Genomic DNA, 19,652 nt, shown 5'->3' with positions numbered 1-19,652 from the left:
AATGAGACTTGCAATTGATGCAATGGGCGGCGATAATGCACCTCAATCGATAATTGATGGTGTTTACGAAGCGATAGAGGCATTTGAAGATCTATCTGTGACTATTGTGGGCGATGAGGAGAAGATTAATCCGCTTCTAAAAGGCAACAAAGATCGAATTTCGATTTTACATACAGAAGAATATATCAAATCAGAGGATCAGCCAGTACGTGCCGTTCGTCGAAAGAAGAAGGCTTCAATGGTTCTAGCGGTGAATGAAGTGAAGGAAGGCCGTGCCGATGCGGCCATTTCTGCTGGTAATACTGGAGCACTTATGTCAGCTGGATTGTTATACATCGGACGGATTGATGGAATAGAACGTCCTGGCCTCGCGCCAACACTTCCGACGATAGATGAAAAAGGGTTCGTTTTACTCGATGTTGGAGCGAATATGGATGCGAAACCTGAGCATTTGCTTCAATATGCGCATATGGGTTCCATTTATGCTGAAAAAGTACGCGGCGTTTCGAATCCACGAGTGGGTCTTTTAAATATCGGCACTGAAGAAGGAAAAGGGAATGAACTTAGTAAACAGGCATTTACATTTCTTCAGGATAGCGGACTTAACTTTGTAGGAAACGTCGAATCAAGAGACATCCTTGGTAATGCCGCGGACGTTGTCGTTTGTGATGGATTTTCTGGTAATCTTGTGTTAAAAACGATAGAAGGAACAGTCCTCACCATGTTTAAGATGTTGAAAGAAGAGCTAACGAGCTCATTCACAAGTAAACTGGCAGCAGGTGTTTTGAAGCCAAAGCTGAAGAACCTAAGCTCGAAACTTGATTATTCAGAATATGGCGGTGCTGGATTATTTGGTTTAAAGGCACCCGTTATTAAAGCACACGGTTCCTCAAATAGCCGTGCTGTCTTTAGTGCGATTAAACAGGCAAGAATGATGGTAACCGGTAATGTCGTTACAGCGATTCAAACTTCGCTTGTAAAAAAGGAAGGAGATCAATAATGGGTAAAACAGCATTTCTATTTCCAGGCCAGGGTTCACAGGCAGTCGGTATGGGACAGGCATTTATGGATGCCTATTCGGTATCGAAAGATGTTTTTAAAGAAGCCGATAACCGCCTCGATTTTGAATTAACAAAGCTAATCATGAATGGACCAATCGAAACTTTAACGAGAACGGAAAATACACAGCCTGCTCTTGTAACTGCTAGCGTAGCGGTACTTGAAGCCCTTCGTGAAAAGGGAATTACAGCGGACTACACGGCTGGCCATAGCCTTGGTGAGTATTCAGCGCTTGTTGCTTCAGGTGCCCTGTCATTTTCGGATGCCGTATTCGCAGTACGAAATCGTGGACTTTATATGGAAGAAGCTGTCCCTTCAGGTGAAGGTGCAATGGCGGCTGTTATGGGGATGGAGAGAGAAGAGCTACAGGCAGTAGTGGATGACGTTTCTGCGTCAACCGCAACGGTACAGCTCGCGAACTTAAATAGTCCTGGACAAATCGTTATTTCTGGAGCAAAAGAAGGCGTAGAAAAAGCATCGGAAGTAGCGAAAGAAAAGGGAGCTCGCCGCGTTATTCCGTTGCAGGTAAGCGGACCGTTTCACTCGAGCTTGATGAAACCTGCCGCTGATCAACTAGCTTCGATTCTTGAAGCGATAAAGATTCATGATGCATCGATTCCTGTAATAGCAAATGTCACGGCTGAGCCTACTACATCTGCTCTTGAGATTCATGAAAATCTTCTTAAGCAAATTTACTCACCTGTTCTCTTTGAAGATACAGTTCGTAAGCTTATGGACCTTGGTGTTGATACATTTATCGAAGTAGGACCAGGGAATGTTCTGTCAGGACTTGTGAAAAAGGTAAATCGTCGAGCATCCGTTCATGCGGTCGGTACGCCTGAGCAACTCGACCAGCTTATTGAAAAGTTAGGGGAGGAATAACGATGGCTGAAAATAAAACAGCGCTAGTAACAGGTGCTTCTCGTGGAATTGGGCGTGCAATTGCTCTTGAACTTGCTCGAGAAGGTATGAATGTAGCGGTGAACTACGCTGGAAGTGAAGCGAAGGCAAACGCAGTTGTGGAAGAAATCAAAGCGGCTGGTGGTCAGGCCATTGCGATCAAAGCGAACGTTGCCAGTATGGAAGAAGTACAGACGATGATTAAGGAAGTTGTATCAACGTTTGGTAGTATCGAAGTTCTTGTCAACAATGCAGGTATAACCCGTGACAACCTTATCATGAGAATGAAGGAAGAAGAATGGGATGCGGTTATTGACACGAATTTAAAAGGTGTCTTTAACTGCACAAAATCGGTTACACGGCAGATGATGAAACAGCGCTATGGGCGTATTGTAAATGTGGCATCAGTAGTAGGAGTCGCTGGGAACGCAGGACAGGCTAATTACGTTGCTGCTAAAGCTGGTGTAATTGGGTTAACGAAAACGACGGCGAAAGAGCTCGCAAGCCGGAACATCACGGTGAACGCCCTTGCCCCTGGATTCATTGAGACAGATATGACAGATGAGCTTTCTGATGAAGTGAAAAGCGGAATGAAAGGACAAATTCCGCTCGCAAGACTTGGGGTAGCTGAAGATATTGCGAAAGCGACGAAATTCCTTGTCTCAGATGATGCCAATTACATTACAGGCCAGACCCTTCACATTGACGGCGGCATGGTCATGTAACTTTTTATCCAATGTCTAGTTTTTTCGCTTTAGATATCCTATAATAGCTTGAGGGGAGGTGAGTCTAATGGCAGATACACTAGAGCGTGTAACAAAGATTATTGTTGATCGTCTTGGAGTTGAAGAATCTGAGATTAAACCAGAAGCTTCTTTCAAAGACGACCTTGGCGCCGATTCCCTTGATGTAGTGGAATTAGTCATGGAACTTGAAGATGAGTTTGATCTTGAAATTTCCGATGAAGATGCTGAGAAAATTGTAACAGTTGGCGATGTAATTGATTACATAAATAGCCATCAATAATCTTCAGGTTAAGCCTGAAGTTGTGGAATCAGCCCCGGTAAGCGGGGCTTTATTCCCTTGTAACTAAGAAATAGTAAACAAAGATGATAGTGATAAGTCGTGGAGGTATCTATGTCCAAATCAAAGCATTCACCAAAAACGAGAGCCAGACGTTTCAAACCTAAGCATTCACGACAACTCGTGGTTGGAGACGCGATTAAATCGCAATTTGCTGCATTTCAAGAGGAAATTGGTGTATCGTTCGAAAACGAACAGCTGCTTTTTCAGGCTTTTACCCATTCATCCTATGTGAATGAGCATCGACTGCATCCGCAGATGGACAATGAACGTCTTGAATTTCTTGGAGATGCCGTACTTGAGCTCACAATATCAAGATACTTATTTGAAAAGTACCCGAACATGAGTGAAGGCCAGCTGACAAAGCTTAGAGCCGCAATTGTTTGTGAACCCTCACTAGTTCAATTCGCAAACGATTTAAATTTCGGACATCTTGTGCTACTTGGCAAGGGCGAGGAAATGACAGGGGGGCGAATGAGACCCGCATTGCTTGCTGACGTGTTCGAATCATTTGTTTGTGCGATGTATCTTGATCGAGGCCTTGAAGTCGTCTTTGAATTTCTTGAGAGGTTTGTTTACCCTAAGATCAATGCCGGTGCTTTTTCTCATGTGATGGATTATAAAAGCCAGCTTCAAGAAGTCATTCAACGTGAAAGTCTTGGCATCATTGATTATGTAATTACAGAAGAAAAAGGACCTGCACACAATAGAGAATTTGGTTCAAAAGTAATGTTAAATGGAAACGACCTTGGCGTTGGGACCGGACGCTCAAAAAAAGAAGCTGAACAGATGGCTGCCCAGAAAGCACTAATGAATTTAAAAGAACGCAGTGAAAAAGAATCCTGATAAACAGGATTCTTTTTTTGAACGTTTCGCTTTCCTAAGATGCGCGCATTTTTCCGAGTTCAGCGAGTAATGCCTGCATTTCTCCAACACTAAGAGATTCTTTTTTGCTCACCATCACGTAAATTTCGTGAATGTCTTCATAAGAAGACATATCGTAGGATTCTGGTTTAATCATTCCAGCGTTAATCACCTGCATCTTTTCTTTAATACTTTCAATCATAAATGCAAGGTTTTCTTCAGATTTAATCGTAAGATCCATATGTACCACCTGCCTTAATAAGTTTTACTTAATTTGTTTCGAGTTCCAAACTCATGGAGAGGTGTATTCGCTCGCCATGTTAGTATGCCAGCTCTCATAAAGGAGCTTTAGGCTTTTCTTATTGTAACATGTCCTGACGTAGTATCGTAGAGGTCGTTAATATGTGATAAAATAAGGCAGTTAGTGAATTAAAAAATCAATTAGTGGTTGATTTTCATACATAGATGAAACAGATGAGGGGGAAAGATGATGTTCCTCAAACGATTAGATGTAGTCGGCTTTAAATCATTTGCCGATCGTATTTCAGTTGAGTTTGTCCCAGGAGTAACATCAGTTGTCGGTCCTAACGGAAGCGGCAAAAGTAATATAAATGACGCGATTCGATGGGTGCTTGGTGAACAGTCGGCCAGGTCACTCAGAGGCGCTAAAATGGAAGATATTATTTTCGCAGGGAGCGACACTAGAAAAGCTGTTAATCTAGCAGAAGTGACGCTGACTCTTGATAATACTAATCAATACCTTCCAATTGAATATAACGAAGTGAGTGTGACAAGGCGCGTCTATCGTTCGGGAGATAGTGAGTACTTATTAAATAATCAGACGTGCCGTCTGAAAGACATTGTTGAACTTTTTATGGATTCAGGGCTCGGTAAAGAATCCTTTTCGATTATTGGACAGGGTAGAATAGAGGAAATTCTAAGCAGTAAATCAGAAGAACGTCGTAAAATCTTTGAAGAAGCCGCAGGGGTTCTTAAATACAAAACACGTAAAAACAAGGCCGAATCACGTTTGAAAGAAACGGAAGATAATTTACATCGTGTAGAAGATATTTTGTATGAACTAGAAGATCAGGTAGAACCGCTGAGAATGCAGGCGTCAATTGCTAAAGATTACTTGCAAAAACGAGAAGATCTCGAAAAAATTGAAGCAGCGCTTACGGTTCACGAAATTGAAGAGTATCACCGTGCATGGAAGGAAAAGACGGCCGAGCTTGATTCATTAAAAGTGAAAGGTAATGAACTTGCTGAAGCGATCCAATTAAAGAAGGAAGACGTTACGAAGGCTCGTCTTAAACTTGATCAATCGGAAAATGATTTAGAAATGTATCAACAAAAGTTGCTTGATACGAGTGAAGAACTTGAGAAGCTAGAAGGAAAAAAGGAAGTACTGAAAGAGCGCAAGAAAAATGCCCATCAAAATCGATCGAATTTGAAAGAACGGATCGCGTTCTTACAAGAAAAGAAAACGTATTATGAACAAGAAATTGAACACCATCGCACGAAGTTCGAGCAGCAAAAGAGAGAACTGAGTGATTTAAAGGCACGTCTTAAAAAGGAAACAGAGCTGCTTTCTGATATCGAGCAGGATATTGAGCAGGAGATCGATCGAATGAAATCGGATTATTTCGAGCTTCTGAATGAACAGGCATCGGTTCGAAATGAAAATCGCTACCTTCAGGATCAACTATCCGTACTAAAGCAGCGAAAACAGCGCCTTGATGGGGATAACCATAAATTTATTGAAGAGCGAAGTAAGGTTGACGATAAGAAAACGGACCTCTCCAATCAATTAAACGAATCAAAGAAGCTTCTTGAAGTTCACGTTTCCCGTTTTTATAAGAGTAAGCATGATGTCGAGGAGAAGAAGAAATCCGTTAGCGAGAAAGAATCCAAACTATATCAAGCATATCAGTATATCCAACAGTATAAGTCAAAGAAAGAAATGCTTGAAGAAATGCAGGATGATTACGCTGGCTTCTTCCAGGGTGTGAAGGAAGTATTGAAAGCAAGAGAAGAGCTCCGAGGGATTGAAGGGGCTATCGCTGAACTTATTACGGTTCCAAAGGAAGTCGAGACGGCTCTCGAAACTGCCCTTGGTAGTGCGATGCAAAATGTCGTTGTACAGGATGAGGAGTACGGTCGTCAGGCAATTAGCTTCCTGAAGAAGAACCGTTCCGGTCGCGCGACCTTTTTACCTTTAACAGTCGTTAAATCCAGAAAAATCTCCGGGTATGACCTTGAGCGAGTTAAACAGCATGAGGCTTTGGTCGGTGTTGCCTCGGATTTATTTCAATATGATTCGAAATATAAGTCTGTTCTAGAAAATTTACTCGGCTCAGTATTGATAGCCAAAGAGCTGAAGGGCGCGAATGAGCTTGCGAAAATTATGCAATACAGAACGCGCATTGTTACGCTCGAAGGAGATGTAGTCAATCCCGGTGGCTCAATGAGCGGGGGGAGTGTTAAGCAGAAATCATCGTCTCTGCTAAGTCGTCAGCGAGATCTTGAGCAATTGGAGAAAAAGCTTGCAGATATGGAGGAGAAAACAGCTGGAGCCGAGCAAGAAATAAAAGAGGACAAGGCCGAACTTGCAGAATTAGAAGTGACTCTTGATTCGTTACGAGAAAAGGGGGAAAACCTTCGTCTCGAAGAACAATCTCTTCTTGGAGACTTGAAACGAATCGAGGGAGAAGAACGTAATACTAACGAACGTCTCGAGCTTTATGATCGTGAGAAAAAGGCTATTGATGATGAAGAAGAAACCCACCAGGCTAGAAGCGTTTATTTGTCTGATCGTTTGGAAATCATTACAAAACAAGCTGCGGAATTAGAAGAGAAGATTGAAAATCTGACGGCGAAGAAGCAGACCCAGCAGACTTCTCGTGAATCGATCCAAACCGAAATAACTGATTTAAAAGTGAAGGTTGCTGAACATCAGCAATCGTTCCAAAATCAAAAAGAGACGCTCCATCGACTAACATCAGAACAAAACGATACGAACACACAGCTTAAAGAAACAACAGAAGAGTATACGCTGTTATCAGAAGCCATGTCCTCTAACTCAAATGGGGAAGAAAAGCTGGATCAGAACATTATTACTCTGCGCACTGAGAAAGAAGCGTTGCTGACATCTCTTCAAAAGGAACGAGAAGTGAAGGTCTCCCTTCAAAAAGAGATCGAAACCATTAGCAAGAAGCTTGATCTGTTAATTGCAGAGGAAAAACAACTGTCAGGGCTCATGCAAGCAGTTGAAGTCAGGATTAACCGACTTGATGTAGAGCTTGAAAATCGTCTAACAATGTTGAGTGAAGAATACGGACTAACGTATGAAGCTGCAAAAGAGAAACATGTGCTCAAGTATGAACCGGATGAAGCAAAACGAAAATTAAAATTAATTAAGCTAGAAATTGATGAGCTTGGTACAGTTAACCTTGGCGCAATCGATGAGTATGAGCGCGTAAATGAACGGTTCACGTTCTTAAACGATCAGCAGGCGGATCTATTGCAGGCAAAAGAAACGCTTTACCATGTCATTGGTGAGATGGATGAGGAAATGAAAAAGCGTTTTGAAGGGACGTTTACGAAAATCCGCTCTCAATTCCAAATTGTATTTAAAGAGCTATTTGGCGGAGGGAAAGCGGATCTGATTTTAACTGATTCTGAAAATCTTCTCACCACAGGCGTTGATATTGTAGCGCAGCCTCCTGGCAAGAAACTTCAGCACCTCGCCCTTCTTTCAGGTGGTGAGCGCGCATTTACAGCGATTGCATTACTGTTTGCGATTTTAAAAGTACGACCAGTACCTTTCTGCGTCCTTGATGAAGTAGAAGCGGCGCTAGATGATGCCAACGTAAACCGATTTGCTCGCTATTTAAAGCAATTTAGTGAAAAAACACAGTTTATTGTCATTACGCACCGTAAAGGGACAATGGAAGAATCAGACGTTCTTTATGGAGTAACAATGCAAGAATCAGGTGTATCGAGACTTGTTTCGGTTAGACTGGAAGAATCGAAGCATTTAGTCTCGCACTAACGATCAGGGGGAATTAACATGAGTTTTTTTAAGAAGCTTAAAGATAAATTCACGACACAAACAGACGAAGTAACAGACAAGTTCAGAGACGGGCTAGAAAAAACAAGAACATCTTTCTCAACAAAGATGAACAACCTCGTTAAAAATTACCGGAAAGTCGATGAAGACTTTTTCGAGGAGCTAGAAGAACTCCTCATTGGGGCAGATGTTGGCGTCGCCACCGTGATGGACCTGATTGATGTGCTAAAAGATGAAGCCAGAACACGTAACATCAAGGACACAAAGGATCTTCAAAGCGTTATTTCAGAGAAACTTGCTGAACTTCTTCATAAATCTGATGAAGATGGTTCACTTAATGTCCAGGAGGATGGCCTAACCGTTTTCTTATTTGTTGGTGTTAACGGAGTAGGGAAAACAACAACGATCGGGAAACTTGCTCACAAGTTCAAGCAGGAAGGAAAGAAGGTTGTGCTTGCAGCGGGAGATACGTTCCGGGCTGGTGCGATTGAACAGCTAGATGTGTGGGGAGAAAGAGCGGGCGTTGATGTAATCAAGCACCAGGCTGGTTCAGATCCTGCTGCTGTTGTATTTGACGCTGTACAATCTGCGAAATCTCGTCAGGCAGACATCCTACTTTGCGATACAGCAGGACGGCTTCAGAACAAGGTCAACTTAATGAACGAGCTTGAAAAAGTTAAGCGTGTTATTCAAAAGGAAGTACCTTCAGGTCCACACGAAGTGATCCTGGTCCTTGATGCCACTACAGGACAGAATGCAATGAGCCAGGCGAAGCAGTTCGGTCAGTCGACCGATGTATCAGGAATTGCCCTTACTAAGCTTGATGGAACAGCGAAAGGTGGTATTGTGCTCGCGATTCGACATGAGCTCGATATCCCTGTTAAACTCGTAGGGCTCGGAGAAAAAATAGATGATCTTCAAGAATTTGATCCAGACACATTTGTTTATGGATTATTCTCTTCTATCATTGAAGAAGATCGTGAAAACGACGAATAAAATCAATGATCAATTGTGTTAAGAAAAAATCTTGACAAATAATATGACGCATAGTAGTATAATTAACGTAAAGGTGATTACCTTAACAAGGGGCTGTTAACAATGCTAGAAAAAACGATGCGAATTAACTCGTTATTCGACTTTTACCAGTCGCTCTTAACACCGAAACAGCGAAATTATATGGCATTGTATTATCTAGATGATTATTCCCTTGGTGAAATCGCAGAAGAATTTCAAGTTAGCCGTCAGGCTGTCTATGATAACATTAAGCGAACCGAGCAAATGATAGAAGAATATGAAGCAAAACTGTTGCTATTCGAGCGATACATCAAACGTCAGGAGCTGCTAAAGCAGCTCAGAGAAGCTATTGTGAGTGAGAATGAGAGCTCCAAGGCGCTGTCATTGATTAAATCTCTTGAAAAACTGGATTAGGAGGCGGCGAACATGGCATTCGAAGGGTTAGCCGACCGACTGCAAGACACCCTGCAGAAGATTCGTGGCAAAGGGAAAGTAACAGAAGCTGACGTAAAAGAAATGATGCGTGAAGTAAGGCTCGCCCTGCTTGAAGCTGATGTTAACTTTAAAGTCGTAAAACAGTTTATCAACAAGGTTAAAGAGCGAGCCGTCGGTCAGGAAGTTATGAAAAGCCTGACGCCGGGTCAGCAAGTCATTAAAGTTGTTAATGAAGAGCTGACAGCGCTAATGGGTGGCGAGCAGAGCAAAATTGCTGTTTCAAGCCGCCCGCCGACTGTTATTATGATGGCCGGTCTACAGGGTGCAGGTAAGACGACAACTGTCGGGAAGCTTGCAAACCATCTACGTAAAAATCATAATCGCAAACCATTGCTTGTAGCGGCAGATATTTATCGTCCTGCAGCAATCAACCAGCTCGAAACGCTCGGTAAACAACTTAGTATGCCAGTGTTTTCAATGGGCGATCAAGTTAGTCCAGTTGAGATTGCTTCCAAAGCGATAGAAAAAGCAAAAGAAGAACATCTCGATTACGTTATCATTGATACAGCAGGCCGTTTACACATTGATGAAAACCTCATGCAGGAACTTAAAGATGTAAAGGAAGCTGTAACACCTGATGAAATCTTCCTTGTCGTTGATTCCATGACGGGTCAAGATGCGGTTAATGTAGCTGAGAGTTTTAATGAGGCCCTCGACATTACCGGAGTTGTTCTGACGAAGCTCGATGGAGATACACGAGGGGGAGCTGCCCTTTCGATTAAGTCCGTTACAGATAAGCCAATCAAGTTCGCCGGTATGGGTGAAAAGCTTGATGCGCTTGAACCATTTCATCCCGAGCGGATGGCGTCGCGTATTCTTGGAATGGGAGACGTTCTAACGCTCATTGAAAAGGCACAAACGTCTGTTGACGAAGATAAGGCGAAAGAACTCGAGAAAAAAATGAGGACGATGAGCTTTACGTTCGATGACTTCCTTGAGCAGCTTGGACAGGTTCGAAGTATGGGACCGCTTGATGAATTGATGGACATGATTCCTGGTATGAACAAGAAAGCCATGAAGAATGTAAGTGTTGATGAAAAGCAAATCGGTCGAGTTGAAGCGATCATTCAATCGATGACAACTCGTGAGAAAGAGGAACCCGATATCATCAATTCGAGTCGTAAAAAAAGAATTGCTGTCGGAAGTGGAACATCTGTGCAAGACGTTAATCGTCTCTTGAAACAATTTGATGAGATGAAGAAAATGATGAAGCAGATGACGAACATGTCAAAAGGCGGCAAGAAAAAGGGTAAGGGCATGAATTTTCCATTCATGCAATAAAAACGAAATAAATTTTCTCTTTACAAGAGTATAAATTTATGATATTATATTTATTTATGTGAATATTTTTGGAGGTGAAAGACATGGCAGTTAAAATTCGTTTAAAGCGTATGGGTGCTAAAAGAGCTCCTTACTATCGCGTAGTTGTTGCTGATTCACGTGCACCACGTGACGGGCGTTTCATCGAGGAAATCGGAACTTACAATCCGGTTGCTAATCCTGTTGAAGTGAAAATCAACGAAGAGAAAGCTCTTGATTGGATGCTTAAAGGCGCTAAGCCTTCTGATACAGTACGTAACTTATTCTCCACTGAAGGACTTATGGAGAAGCTTCACAACGCAAAAAACACTAAGTAACATAACACCTTAGAGGAGGCTTTCTTGAAAGCCTCCTTTGGTGTATCCAGTCCGTCATTTTTTCAAAAGGTGGGGATATGACAATGGAAGCCCTAGTTGAGACGATTGTTAAAGCGCTTGTGGACCATCCCGATGAAGTTCGTGTTGAGAAGGAAGCGACAGATCAAGTAGATATTTACAAGCTTCATGTTCATGCTGATGATACTGGAAAGGTGATTGGCAAACATGGGAAGGTCGCAAAATCCATCCGAACAGTCATGAATGCAGCTGCTGTTCAAGCACCGAAACGTGTACAGTTAGATGTTCTGTAGGGAGGAGATGAAACTCCTCTTTTTTTTACGTTAGAGACGAAGGATAGCTTTTTCTCATCTTATCCTGGCGGCCATGTCAGAATCGGATAGTACCACCTATCTACATAATGGAGGGGTAGCGCTTTGAAAATAATAATGAAGTATGAAGTGAAACAAATTCTAACTGATTTAAGCCGGGCTTCCTATCTCAAAAAATGGCAGAAGGAGAGAAGTTCTCTAAAGCAAGAATGTGAGCACCTTCAGTTTGAAAAAAAACGATTACAGAAGAAACGTCCTTCAGATCAAAAATGGATTTCCGAACAATTCGATAAAGAAATCCGTTCACGATCTGAGCGGGTTTCGTATTTAGAATATAAAATTGATCAGCTTGATCTTCTGCCAGAGGGAAGCGAACTGTACGATGGAGAAGTGGAATCGGTTCAGGAAATCCAGGTTGGGGATGAGTGGCATGAAAGCGGAGAAAAAGGTAAAATAGTTGTTAAAGACGGGATTGTTCAAAGCATCTTCCCTGATTCAAGAGGAAAGGACATAATGAGATGACAGAATGGCTTAACGTTGGCAAGATCGTAAATACCCATGGTGTACGAGGAGAAGTCCGGGTTATTTCGCGTACGGATTTCCCTGAAGAGCGCTATGCTGTAGGTAGTCGCCTGTATTTATTTAAGAATGACGAACCGGTTGGGTTAACAGTGTCCTCACATCGAAAGCATAAGCAGTTTGATTTGCTTACGTTTGAAGGCTACCACAATATCAATGAGGTAGAACATATGAAAGAGGGCATCTTGAAGATCATGGAAGACCAGGGGGGACAATTAGAGGAGGAAGAATTCTATTACCGTGACATCATTGGACTTGAGGTGTACACCGAAGAAAATGAATTCCTAGGAAAGGTGAAGGAAATTCTTTCGCCTGGAGCGAATGACGTCTGGGTTGTTCAAAGTGCCGGTGGTGGTAAGGATCTATTATTGCCGTATATTGCTCAAGTTGTTAAGAAGGTGGATTTAACAGAGGCAAAGATTACTGTGCATTTAATGGAAGGACTTCGTGACTAGCATGAAGATTGATGTACTATCTTTGTTTCCTGATATGTTTACCGGGGTTTTTAGTCATTCCATCCTAAAGCGAGCAGAAGAAAGTGGAGCCGTCTCTTACCAGGTAACAAACTTTAGAGACTACAGTTCCAATAAGCATAAAAACGTTGATGATTATCCATATGGCGGTGGAGCCGGGATGGTCCTGACACCACAGCCTGTGTTCGACGCTGTAGATGCTCTGTCTGAAGGAAAACGTCCGAGAGTGATATTAATGTGTCCCCAGGGAGAGCGGTTCACCCAAAAGAAGGCGGAAGAGCTTGCGGAAGAGGATCACTTGATTTTTGTTTGTGGGCATTATGAAGGTTATGATGAACGGATTCGTGAGCATCTTGTTACAGATGAGATATCGATTGGAGACTTTGTCTTAACCGGAGGAGAACTTGCGAGTATGGTCGTGATTGATAGTGTGACAAGGTTATTACCTGGTGTTCTAGGTAATAAGGATTCTGCACCGAAAGATTCTTTTAGTAATGGTCTGCTCGAACATCCTCATTACACCAGACCTGCAGAGTTTCAGGGGATCGGGGTGCCAGATGTGCTCCTCTCAGGAAATCATGCCGCCGTTGATCGGTGGCGACTGAAAGAGTCCATAAGACGGACATGGAATAGAAGACCGGATCTCATTGAAGCCAAGAATCTTACAATTGAAGAGCAGAAAATGTTTGAAGAAATTAAGAAAGAATCCGACTGAATTCTTTCTTGTAATCTAAATTATGCTATGCTATGATATCAGTTGTGGCATTGGTCACGTATTACGATGTTCCGCTGTAATGATTCATTATTTATAAGAGCATCTGTGTGGAAGGAGGGTTACTTGATGCACAAGTTAATCCAGGATATCACAAAAGACCAGCTTAAGTCGGATCTTCCTAATTTCCGACCAGGAGATACTGTTAAAGTTCACGTTAAAGTTGTCGAAGGCACTCGTGAGCGTATTCAGTTATTCGAAGGTGTTGTGATTAAACGACGTGGTGGCGGAATTAGCGAAACGTTTACAGTACGTAAGATTTCTTACGGCGTAGGTGTTGAGCGTACATTCCCTGTACATTCACCGAAAATTGCTAAGCTTGAAGTTGCTCGTCGCGGTAAAGTTCGCCGTGCTAAGCTATACTACTTGCGTGCACTTCGTGGTAAAGCCGCTCGTATTAAAGAAATTCGATAAAGTTAAGGAAAAGGAGCTTGCTCAGTCAGGCTTCTTTTTTCTGTTTCTAAAGATACCCTCACTTAGAATGCTATGTTAAAATGGAGAAGTACATACAGGTTTGTAGGAAAGTCATAAAGGGAAAAGGATTTAAAAAAATACCCTTTTAATGTAGGAGGAACGAGCATGAATAGCAAGAGAACAGCAGATAAAAAAGACTCCTGGGAATGGATCAGAGCGCTCGTCATTGCGTTTATCCTTGCAGGAGCGGTTCGCTACTTTATCTTTGCTCCAATAGTTGTTGATGGGGAAAGTATGATGCCGACACTCCACGACCGCGACCGAATGATTGTTAACAAAATTAGTTATAATATTGGAGATGCAGAGCGCTTTGATATTATCGTATTTGAAGCAGTTGAAGGACGAGACTATATTAAACGAGTGATAGGGCTTCCCGGTGACAAAATAGAATACAAGGACGATACGCTGTATGTAAATGATGAACCAATTGAAGAACCGTATCTTGATCCATTTAAGAACGGTCTCGATGGAGATTTAACCTATGACTTTGATCTTACAGGGGTGACAGGTCAAATGACTGTACCAGAAGATCATTTATTCGTGTTGGGAGATAACCGTCAGCATAGCAAAGACAGCCGTTCCATTGGATTTGTACCAATGGAAAAAGTAGTGGGAGAAGCTAACATCATCTTCTGGCCACTAACGGATTTACAAGTGATGGAATAGAGAATAGGTGGAGATGGCATGACGATTCAATGGTTTCCTGGACATATGGCAAAAGCACGCCGGGAGATTACCGAAAAGCTGAAAATGATTGATGTTGTAATTGAACTGGTAGATGCTCGGATTCCTCTTGCATCACGAAATCCGATGATTGATGAAATCGTTTCTTCCAAACCGAGACTCATCTTGCTAAATAAGGCTGATATGGCTGATGACCAGAAGACGTCAGAGTGGAAGCACTATTTTCAATCGCTAGGACATAAAGCACTATCGATTGATTCTCAAACAGGCAAAGGAGTTAAGTCCATTCCTGGTGCAGCAAGGGAGCTTGTAAGTAATAAGATTGATCGAATGATTGAAAAGGGAATGAAGCCGCGTGCGGTTCGCGCCTTGATTCTTGGCATTCCAAACGTAGGAAAGTCTACCCTGATTAATCGTCTTGCAGGGAAAAGAATCGCTAAGACAGGTGACAGACCAGGTATTACCAAAAAGCAGCAGTGGATCAAGGTTGGAGATGAAATGGATCTTCTTGATACGCCAGGGATATTATGGCCGAAATTTGAAGATCAATTAACAGGATACAAGCTTGCCGCTACAGGTGCGATCAAGGATGAAATTCTTGATTTTCAGGATATTTCTGTGTTTGTGCTTAAGTTTCTTAGCGCTCACTATCCTGAACGTTTAAAGGACCGTTACAAGCTGGATCATATTCCTGAAGACGTTGTCGAACTCTTCGACGAAATTGGAAAAAAGCGCGGCTTTTTAATGAGTGGCGGCTGGATTGATTACGATAAAACTGCTGAAACGGTTTTAAGAGAGCTCAGAAGTGGCAAACTCGGTGACGTTACACTGGAGACGCCGGAAAGGTAAGGCCTGCGCCTTACCTTTTTTCGATTCAAAAGTGGAAAGAGGGAAACGTGTGAGTGGGAAAAGCAACCGATCGATAAACGAAATAGAACAGTTAATGGCTAACCAGCAATTCACTAGTGAAGATTGGGAAGAATTTAAGAAAGATGAACGTAAAGGCGTTATGAAATTGATTGCTCGTGAAGAGAAGAAAATACAAGAGAAACAAAAGCTAATTAACAAACATAAAGCAATGAGCGTCTTTGAAGCGCAATACAGCAATCTTGGCTATCAAGCTATAGCTGGAGTCGATGAAGTAGGAAGGGGGCCTCTGGCAGGGCCTGTGGTTGCTTCAGCGGTCATTTTAAACCCTGATGTCCCGATTCTAGGGTTGCAGGATTCGAAAAAACTGTCAAAACCGACCCTCAATGAGCTTTACGACAAAATACATATCCATGCGATTGCGATTGGTACTGGCATAATGACTCCGTTGGAAATTGATGAATTAAATATTTATCAGGCGACCCGAAAAGCAATGCAAAAAGCGGTGGAGGCTTTACGTTTTCCCGCAGATATGCTTCTTGTGGATGCGATGAAGCTACCTGTTCCTATTAAACAGGAGTCACTAATAAAAGGTGATGCAAGAAGCGTTAGCATCGCTGCAGCGTCCATTGTAGCCAAAGTGACGAGAGATCGGATGATGAAAGAGTTAGCACATACTTATCCTCGATATGGTTTTGAACGACATGTAGGGTATGGGACAAAGGAGCACCTATCGGCATTGGATGAATACGGTGTAACTGAAGCGCACCGAAAATCATTTGCGCCGGTGAGAGATCGACTCGGGATGTTTTAGAAGGAAGCCTGCATGAAATTACTGCTTTTGTTGATACTACTCCTATACCAGATAAAAGGAGAAGAGAATCAGTGAATGATCGTGTGCATCCAGAAAAGAACGATTCATTTTATGAAGAGGCAGGAGAAGAGTTTGGTGTTTATACTCCGGCTGCTGCAAGGGAATTAACAATCACAGACCATCAGAAACGGGAGCAGCAAGACAGCCCGCCTGGAAAGCAAGGGAAAGAAGAACAGGAAGACGGAAGATAATCCGTTTTTCTGTTTTTTTTGTTAAGGGGACAAACCCTATCTTTATCCAATAGAGTTTGCTGGTAATTCAACCTATAATAAGCTCCTAGGAATGAACCTATTTTATTAAGAATAGGGACTTTTAGACAAAAGGGTAGACAATCGGTGTGAATTTTCTATACAATGAAAACGTCGTCAAAGATTTGTTTGAGTAGGATAGGAGGATGAGAGAATGAATATCCATGAGTATCAAGGAAAAGAAGTCCTAAGAAGCTACGGGGTATCAGTCCCTAATGGACAAGTCGCGTACTCCGCTAAAGAAGCGGTAGACGTTGCAAAGCAATTAGACAGTAGTGTTTATGTTGTTAAAGCACAAATCCATGCAGGCGGTCGAGGTAAGGCTGGTGGTGTTAAAATTGCCAAAAACCTTGATGAAGTACGTACATATGCCGAGGAAATTCTCGGGAAAACGCTTGTCACTCATCAAACTGGACCAGAAGGTAAAGAAGTAAAGCGCTTACTTATTGAAGAAGGATGCGATATTAAGCAGGAGTATTATGTAGGTCTTGTTCTTGATCGTGTCACTTCACGAGTGGTTATGATGGCTTCTGAAGAAGGCGGAACAGAAATCGAAGAAGTGGCTGAACATAGCCCCGAAAAAATTTTTAAAGAGGTCATCGATCCTGCCGTAGGCCTTCAAGGTTATCAGGCTAGAAGGTTAGCATTTAATATTAATATTCCGAAAGAACAAGTAAATAAAGCGGTTAAATTCATGCTTGGTTTATACAAAGTTTTTGTAGAAAAAGACGCATCAATTGCAGAAATTAACCCTCTTGTTACAACTGGAGACGGTAATGTTATGGCGCTTGACGCAAAGTTAAACTTTGATCCAAACGCCCTTTATCGCCATAAAGATATCTTAGAGCTTCGTGATCTTGACGAAGAAGATACAAAAGAAATCGAAGCATCTAAATATGAGCTAAGCTACATCGCTCTTGAAGGTAATATCGGCTGTATGGTCAACGGCGCAGGGCTTGCTATGGCTACGATGGATATTATCAAGCACTACGGCGGCGACCCCGCTAACTTCCTTGACGTTGGGGGCGGCGCGACAGCTGAGAAAGTGACAGAAGCCTTTAAGATTATCCTTTCTGATAAGAATGTGAAAGGAATCTACGTTAACATCTTCGGCGGTATTATGAAGTGTGACGTAATTGCTGAAGGTGTTGTTGAGGCTACGAAACAAGTTGGTCTTGAAATTCCGCTTGTGGTACGCCTTGAAGGTACTAATGTTGATCTAGGAAAGCAAATCCTGAAAGATTCAGGATTAAATATTACCGCTGCAGAATCTATGGCTGACGGCGCAGAAAAAATTGTTTCATTAGTGAAGTAGAAAGGCGGGACTAGGAATGAGCGTATACATTAATCAAGAGACAAAAGTCATCGTTCAAGGTATTACTGGATCAGTTGGTTTATTCCATACACAGCAAATGCTAGAGTATGGTACGAAGATTGTTGGTGGCGTAACGCCAGGAAAAGGCGGTACTGAAGTTGAAGGCGTTCCTGTTTTTAATACAGTAGAACAGGCAGTTCAAAAAACTGGTGCTAATGCTTCTGTTATCTATGTTCCGCCTGCGTTTGCTGCAGATGCGATCATGGAAGCGGTAGACGCTGAAATGGATCTTGCTATTTGTATCACGGAAGGTATTCCGGTAATCGATATGGTTAGAGTAAAACGTTATATGGAAGGAAAGAAAACACGCCTTGTTGGACCGAACTGTCCTGGTGTGATTACACCTGAAGAATGTAAAATCGGTATTATGCCTGGATATATTCATAAAAAAGGTCATGTTGGTGTTGTTTCTCGCTCTGGTACATTGACGTATGAAGCCGTTCATCAGCTCTCAGAGGCTGGAATTGGACAGTCTACTGCCGTTGGTATTGGTGGAGATCCAGTAAACGGAACAAACTTTATTGATGTATTAAAGGATTTTAATGAAGATGACGATACGTATGCCGTTATTATGATTGGTGAAATCGGTGGTACGGCAGAAGAAGAAGCTGCGGAATGGGTGAAAGCGAACATGACCAAGCCGGTTGTAGGGTTTATCGGTGGTCAAACTGCACCTCCAGGAAAACGTATGGGACATGCAGGTGCAATTATTTCAGGTGGTAAAGGTACGGCTGATGAGAAGATTAAAACAATGGAAGCATGTGGAATTAAAGTTGCGCCAACCCCTGCTGTTATGGGTGATACGCTCATTTCTGTGCTTGAAGATAAAGGCTTGCTCGAGAAGTGCACAACACATAAAGCTTAATGACGATAGCTCCCGTTCGGGAGCTATTTCTCTTATACATAATGATAACTTTTAAAATTTAGTTCCTGATAGGGGAGAAGCGGTAGTGAGAACGTTTAGAAGCCGGTTAATTCAGCTACACCAGTGTCGAGGAGCAGATTGGAAAGTGATGGAATCCTTTCTCATATTTGACCCAACGCTTCAAAGCATATATGATATGTCTGCTACTGAGTTAAGGAGATTTGGCCTTACGAATGAGCAGGCCCACGTATTCTATGAAGATCTCCATATTAGAATGCCGTGGAAAATATCGCATGTAAAAGCAGGCGAAATAAAAGCTGTGACAAGGTATGATCAAGCATACCCGGAACGTCTTTCGCATATTTATGATCCACCATGGGTCATTTATTGTATTGGTAACCAGCAGCTTCTCCATGATCAGAAGGCATTAAGCGTCGTAGGATCGCGCTATCCTTCTAAGAATGCAGAGACAGCAATGAATTTTATCCTGAACCCAATCGTAAGTGAAGGATGGACGTTAATTAGCGGTCTAGCCATTGGAATTGATACCCTCGCACATCGTCTGGCGTTACATCAAGGTAGAACGGTTGCTGTATTAGGTAGCGGCTTTAAACATATCTACCCTAATCTTAATCAGGAGCTAGCTTCCCTGATCGCAAAAAAAGGACTTCTGATATCAGAATATCCACCTGATCGCCCTCCAGAGAAACACCAGTTTCCTGAGCGGAATCGAATTATCAGCGGGTTATCTGCAGGAACATTAGTTATTGAAGCAAGAAAAAGAAGTGGTTCATTGATCACAGCAGATCAGGCAATTGAACAGGGACGAGACGTATTTTGCTTGCCAGGACGGATAACAGATGCTCATGCTGACGGAACAAATAGGCTCATCCAGCAAGGAGCAAAGCTTGTATTAGAAGCAGATGATATCTTAAATGAATTAGCACATTTTTGGGAAAAAGAAACTAGCACTATTTGACAAAAGAGT

Annotated in this window: 23 protein-coding genes; 22 read left to right on the top strand and 1 reads right to left on the bottom strand. The window is 42.4% G+C overall.

The annotated features are described in order from the left end of the window. Nucleotide 1 precedes the first annotated feature (1 nt). The 5 genes from plsX (at nucleotide 2) to rnc (ending at nucleotide 3,888) form a co-directional block, all read left to right on the top strand. Nucleotides 2-1,000, top strand: a complete 999-nt coding sequence (gene plsX, locus ABFG93_RS02430; protein ID WP_347550381.1) for a phosphate acyltransferase PlsX — start codon at nucleotides 2-4, stop codon at nucleotides 998-1,000. After that, on the top strand, nucleotides 1,000-1,941 hold the full coding sequence (fabD, locus tag ABFG93_RS02425; protein ID WP_347550380.1) for an ACP S-malonyltransferase: 942 nt from the start codon (nucleotides 1,000-1,002) through the stop codon (nucleotides 1,939-1,941). The genes plsX and fabD overlap by 1 nt, the downstream gene beginning before the upstream one ends. Before the next feature lie 2 nt (nucleotides 1,942-1,943). Beyond that, nucleotides 1,944-2,684, top strand: a complete 741-nt coding sequence (gene fabG, locus ABFG93_RS02420) for a 3-oxoacyl-[acyl-carrier-protein] reductase (protein ID WP_347550379.1) — start codon at nucleotides 1,944-1,946, stop codon at nucleotides 2,682-2,684. 67 nt (nucleotides 2,685-2,751) lie between these two features. Then, nucleotides 2,752-2,985: an acyl carrier protein gene (gene acpP, locus ABFG93_RS02415; RefSeq protein WP_048309824.1), complete on the top strand. Its 234-nt coding sequence runs from the start codon at nucleotides 2,752-2,754 to the stop codon at nucleotides 2,983-2,985. A gap of 111 nt (nucleotides 2,986-3,096) precedes the next feature. Further along, nucleotides 3,097-3,888, top strand: coding sequence for a ribonuclease III (rnc, locus tag ABFG93_RS02410; RefSeq protein WP_347550378.1), 792 nt, complete (start codon nucleotides 3,097-3,099; stop codon nucleotides 3,886-3,888). Between the two features lie 34 nt (nucleotides 3,889-3,922). Here the strand turns inward: rnc and ABFG93_RS02405 are convergent, their stop codons facing one another. Continuing rightward, nucleotides 3,923-4,147: a DUF1128 domain-containing protein gene (locus ABFG93_RS02405; RefSeq protein WP_347550377.1), complete on the bottom strand. Its 225-nt coding sequence runs from the start codon at nucleotides 4,145-4,147 to the stop codon at nucleotides 3,923-3,925. A gap of 249 nt (nucleotides 4,148-4,396) precedes the next feature. Between ABFG93_RS02405 and smc the strand changes: the two genes are divergently transcribed. The 17 genes from smc (at nucleotide 4,397) to dprA (ending at nucleotide 19,643) form a co-directional block, all read left to right on the top strand. Beyond that, on the top strand, nucleotides 4,397-7,960 hold the full coding sequence (smc, locus tag ABFG93_RS02400; RefSeq protein WP_347552732.1) for a chromosome segregation protein SMC: 3,564 nt from the start codon (nucleotides 4,397-4,399) through the stop codon (nucleotides 7,958-7,960). Between the two features lie 18 nt (nucleotides 7,961-7,978). Then, nucleotides 7,979-8,974: a signal recognition particle-docking protein FtsY gene (gene ftsY, locus ABFG93_RS02395; protein ID WP_347550376.1), complete on the top strand. Its 996-nt coding sequence runs from the start codon at nucleotides 7,979-7,981 to the stop codon at nucleotides 8,972-8,974. Between the two features lie 102 nt (nucleotides 8,975-9,076). Further along, complete coding sequence (locus ABFG93_RS02390) at nucleotides 9,077-9,406, top strand: putative DNA-binding protein (protein WP_347550375.1); 330 nt, start codon at nucleotides 9,077-9,079, stop codon at nucleotides 9,404-9,406. 12 nt (nucleotides 9,407-9,418) lie between these two features. After that, entirely contained in the window at nucleotides 9,419-10,768 is a 1,350-nt protein-coding gene (gene ffh / locus ABFG93_RS02385; protein WP_347550374.1) for a signal recognition particle protein, read from the top strand. 83 nt (nucleotides 10,769-10,851) lie between these two features. Further along, nucleotides 10,852-11,124, top strand: coding sequence for a 30S ribosomal protein S16 (gene rpsP / locus ABFG93_RS02380; RefSeq protein ID WP_347550373.1), 273 nt, complete (start codon nucleotides 10,852-10,854; stop codon nucleotides 11,122-11,124). 83 nt (nucleotides 11,125-11,207) lie between these two features. Continuing rightward, nucleotides 11,208-11,435: a KH domain-containing protein gene (locus tag ABFG93_RS02375; protein ID WP_347552731.1), complete on the top strand. Its 228-nt coding sequence runs from the start codon at nucleotides 11,208-11,210 to the stop codon at nucleotides 11,433-11,435. Between the two features lie 123 nt (nucleotides 11,436-11,558). Beyond that, the gene (locus tag ABFG93_RS02370; protein ID WP_347550372.1) at nucleotides 11,559-11,975 is read left to right on the top strand and encodes a YlqD family protein; all 417 of its coding nucleotides are present in this window, start codon (nucleotides 11,559-11,561) and stop codon (nucleotides 11,973-11,975) included. Further along, nucleotides 11,972-12,487, top strand: a complete 516-nt coding sequence (gene rimM, locus ABFG93_RS02365) for a ribosome maturation factor RimM (RefSeq protein WP_347550371.1) — start codon at nucleotides 11,972-11,974, stop codon at nucleotides 12,485-12,487. Before ABFG93_RS02370 ends, rimM begins: the two co-directional genes overlap by 4 nt. Nucleotide 12,488: 1 nt before the next feature. Next, nucleotides 12,489-13,220, top strand: a complete 732-nt coding sequence (gene trmD, locus ABFG93_RS02360) for a tRNA (guanosine(37)-N1)-methyltransferase TrmD (protein WP_347552730.1) — start codon at nucleotides 12,489-12,491, stop codon at nucleotides 13,218-13,220. A 126-nt stretch (nucleotides 13,221-13,346) separates the two neighbouring features. Further along, nucleotides 13,347-13,691, top strand: a complete 345-nt coding sequence (gene rplS / locus ABFG93_RS02355) for a 50S ribosomal protein L19 (protein WP_347550370.1) — start codon at nucleotides 13,347-13,349, stop codon at nucleotides 13,689-13,691. A 165-nt stretch (nucleotides 13,692-13,856) separates the two neighbouring features. Beyond that, nucleotides 13,857-14,417, top strand: a complete 561-nt coding sequence (lepB, locus tag ABFG93_RS02350) for a signal peptidase I (protein WP_347550369.1) — start codon at nucleotides 13,857-13,859, stop codon at nucleotides 14,415-14,417. Nucleotides 14,418-14,435: 18 nt separating this feature from the next. Next, nucleotides 14,436-15,284, top strand: coding sequence for a ribosome biogenesis GTPase YlqF (gene ylqF, locus ABFG93_RS02345; protein WP_347550368.1), 849 nt, complete (start codon nucleotides 14,436-14,438; stop codon nucleotides 15,282-15,284). A 94-nt stretch (nucleotides 15,285-15,378) separates the two neighbouring features. Further along, nucleotides 15,379-16,116: a ribonuclease HII gene (locus tag ABFG93_RS02340; protein WP_347552729.1), complete on the top strand. Its 738-nt coding sequence runs from the start codon at nucleotides 15,379-15,381 to the stop codon at nucleotides 16,114-16,116. Between the two features lie 71 nt (nucleotides 16,117-16,187). Then, complete coding sequence (locus ABFG93_RS02335; RefSeq protein WP_347550367.1) at nucleotides 16,188-16,367, top strand: hypothetical protein; 180 nt, start codon at nucleotides 16,188-16,190, stop codon at nucleotides 16,365-16,367. A 211-nt stretch (nucleotides 16,368-16,578) separates the two neighbouring features. Continuing rightward, nucleotides 16,579-17,739 carry an ADP-forming succinate--CoA ligase subunit beta gene (gene sucC / locus ABFG93_RS02330; protein WP_347550366.1) on the top strand — a complete coding sequence of 387 codons (1,161 nt, stop codon included), beginning with the start codon at nucleotides 16,579-16,581 and terminating at the stop codon, nucleotides 17,737-17,739. 16 nt (nucleotides 17,740-17,755) lie between these two features. Beyond that, nucleotides 17,756-18,664 (top strand): succinate--CoA ligase subunit alpha, encoded by a 909-nt coding sequence (gene sucD / locus ABFG93_RS02325; RefSeq protein WP_347550365.1) that lies wholly within the window; start codon nucleotides 17,756-17,758, stop codon nucleotides 18,662-18,664. Nucleotides 18,665-18,749: 85 nt separating this feature from the next. Then, the gene (gene dprA / locus ABFG93_RS02320) at nucleotides 18,750-19,643 is read left to right on the top strand and encodes a DNA-processing protein DprA (protein WP_347550364.1); all 894 of its coding nucleotides are present in this window, start codon (nucleotides 18,750-18,752) and stop codon (nucleotides 19,641-19,643) included. The last annotated feature ends 9 nt before the right edge of the window (nucleotides 19,644-19,652 follow it).

Origin of the sequence: Pseudalkalibacillus hwajinpoensis (genome assembly GCF_039851965.1) — a bacterium.
Taxonomy (GTDB): domain Bacteria; phylum Bacillota; class Bacilli; order Bacillales; family Guptibacillaceae; genus Guptibacillus; species Guptibacillus hwajinpoensis_E.
The sequence above is the reverse complement of the archived record's forward strand: the minus strand, read 5'-3'. Positions and strand labels throughout refer to the sequence as shown.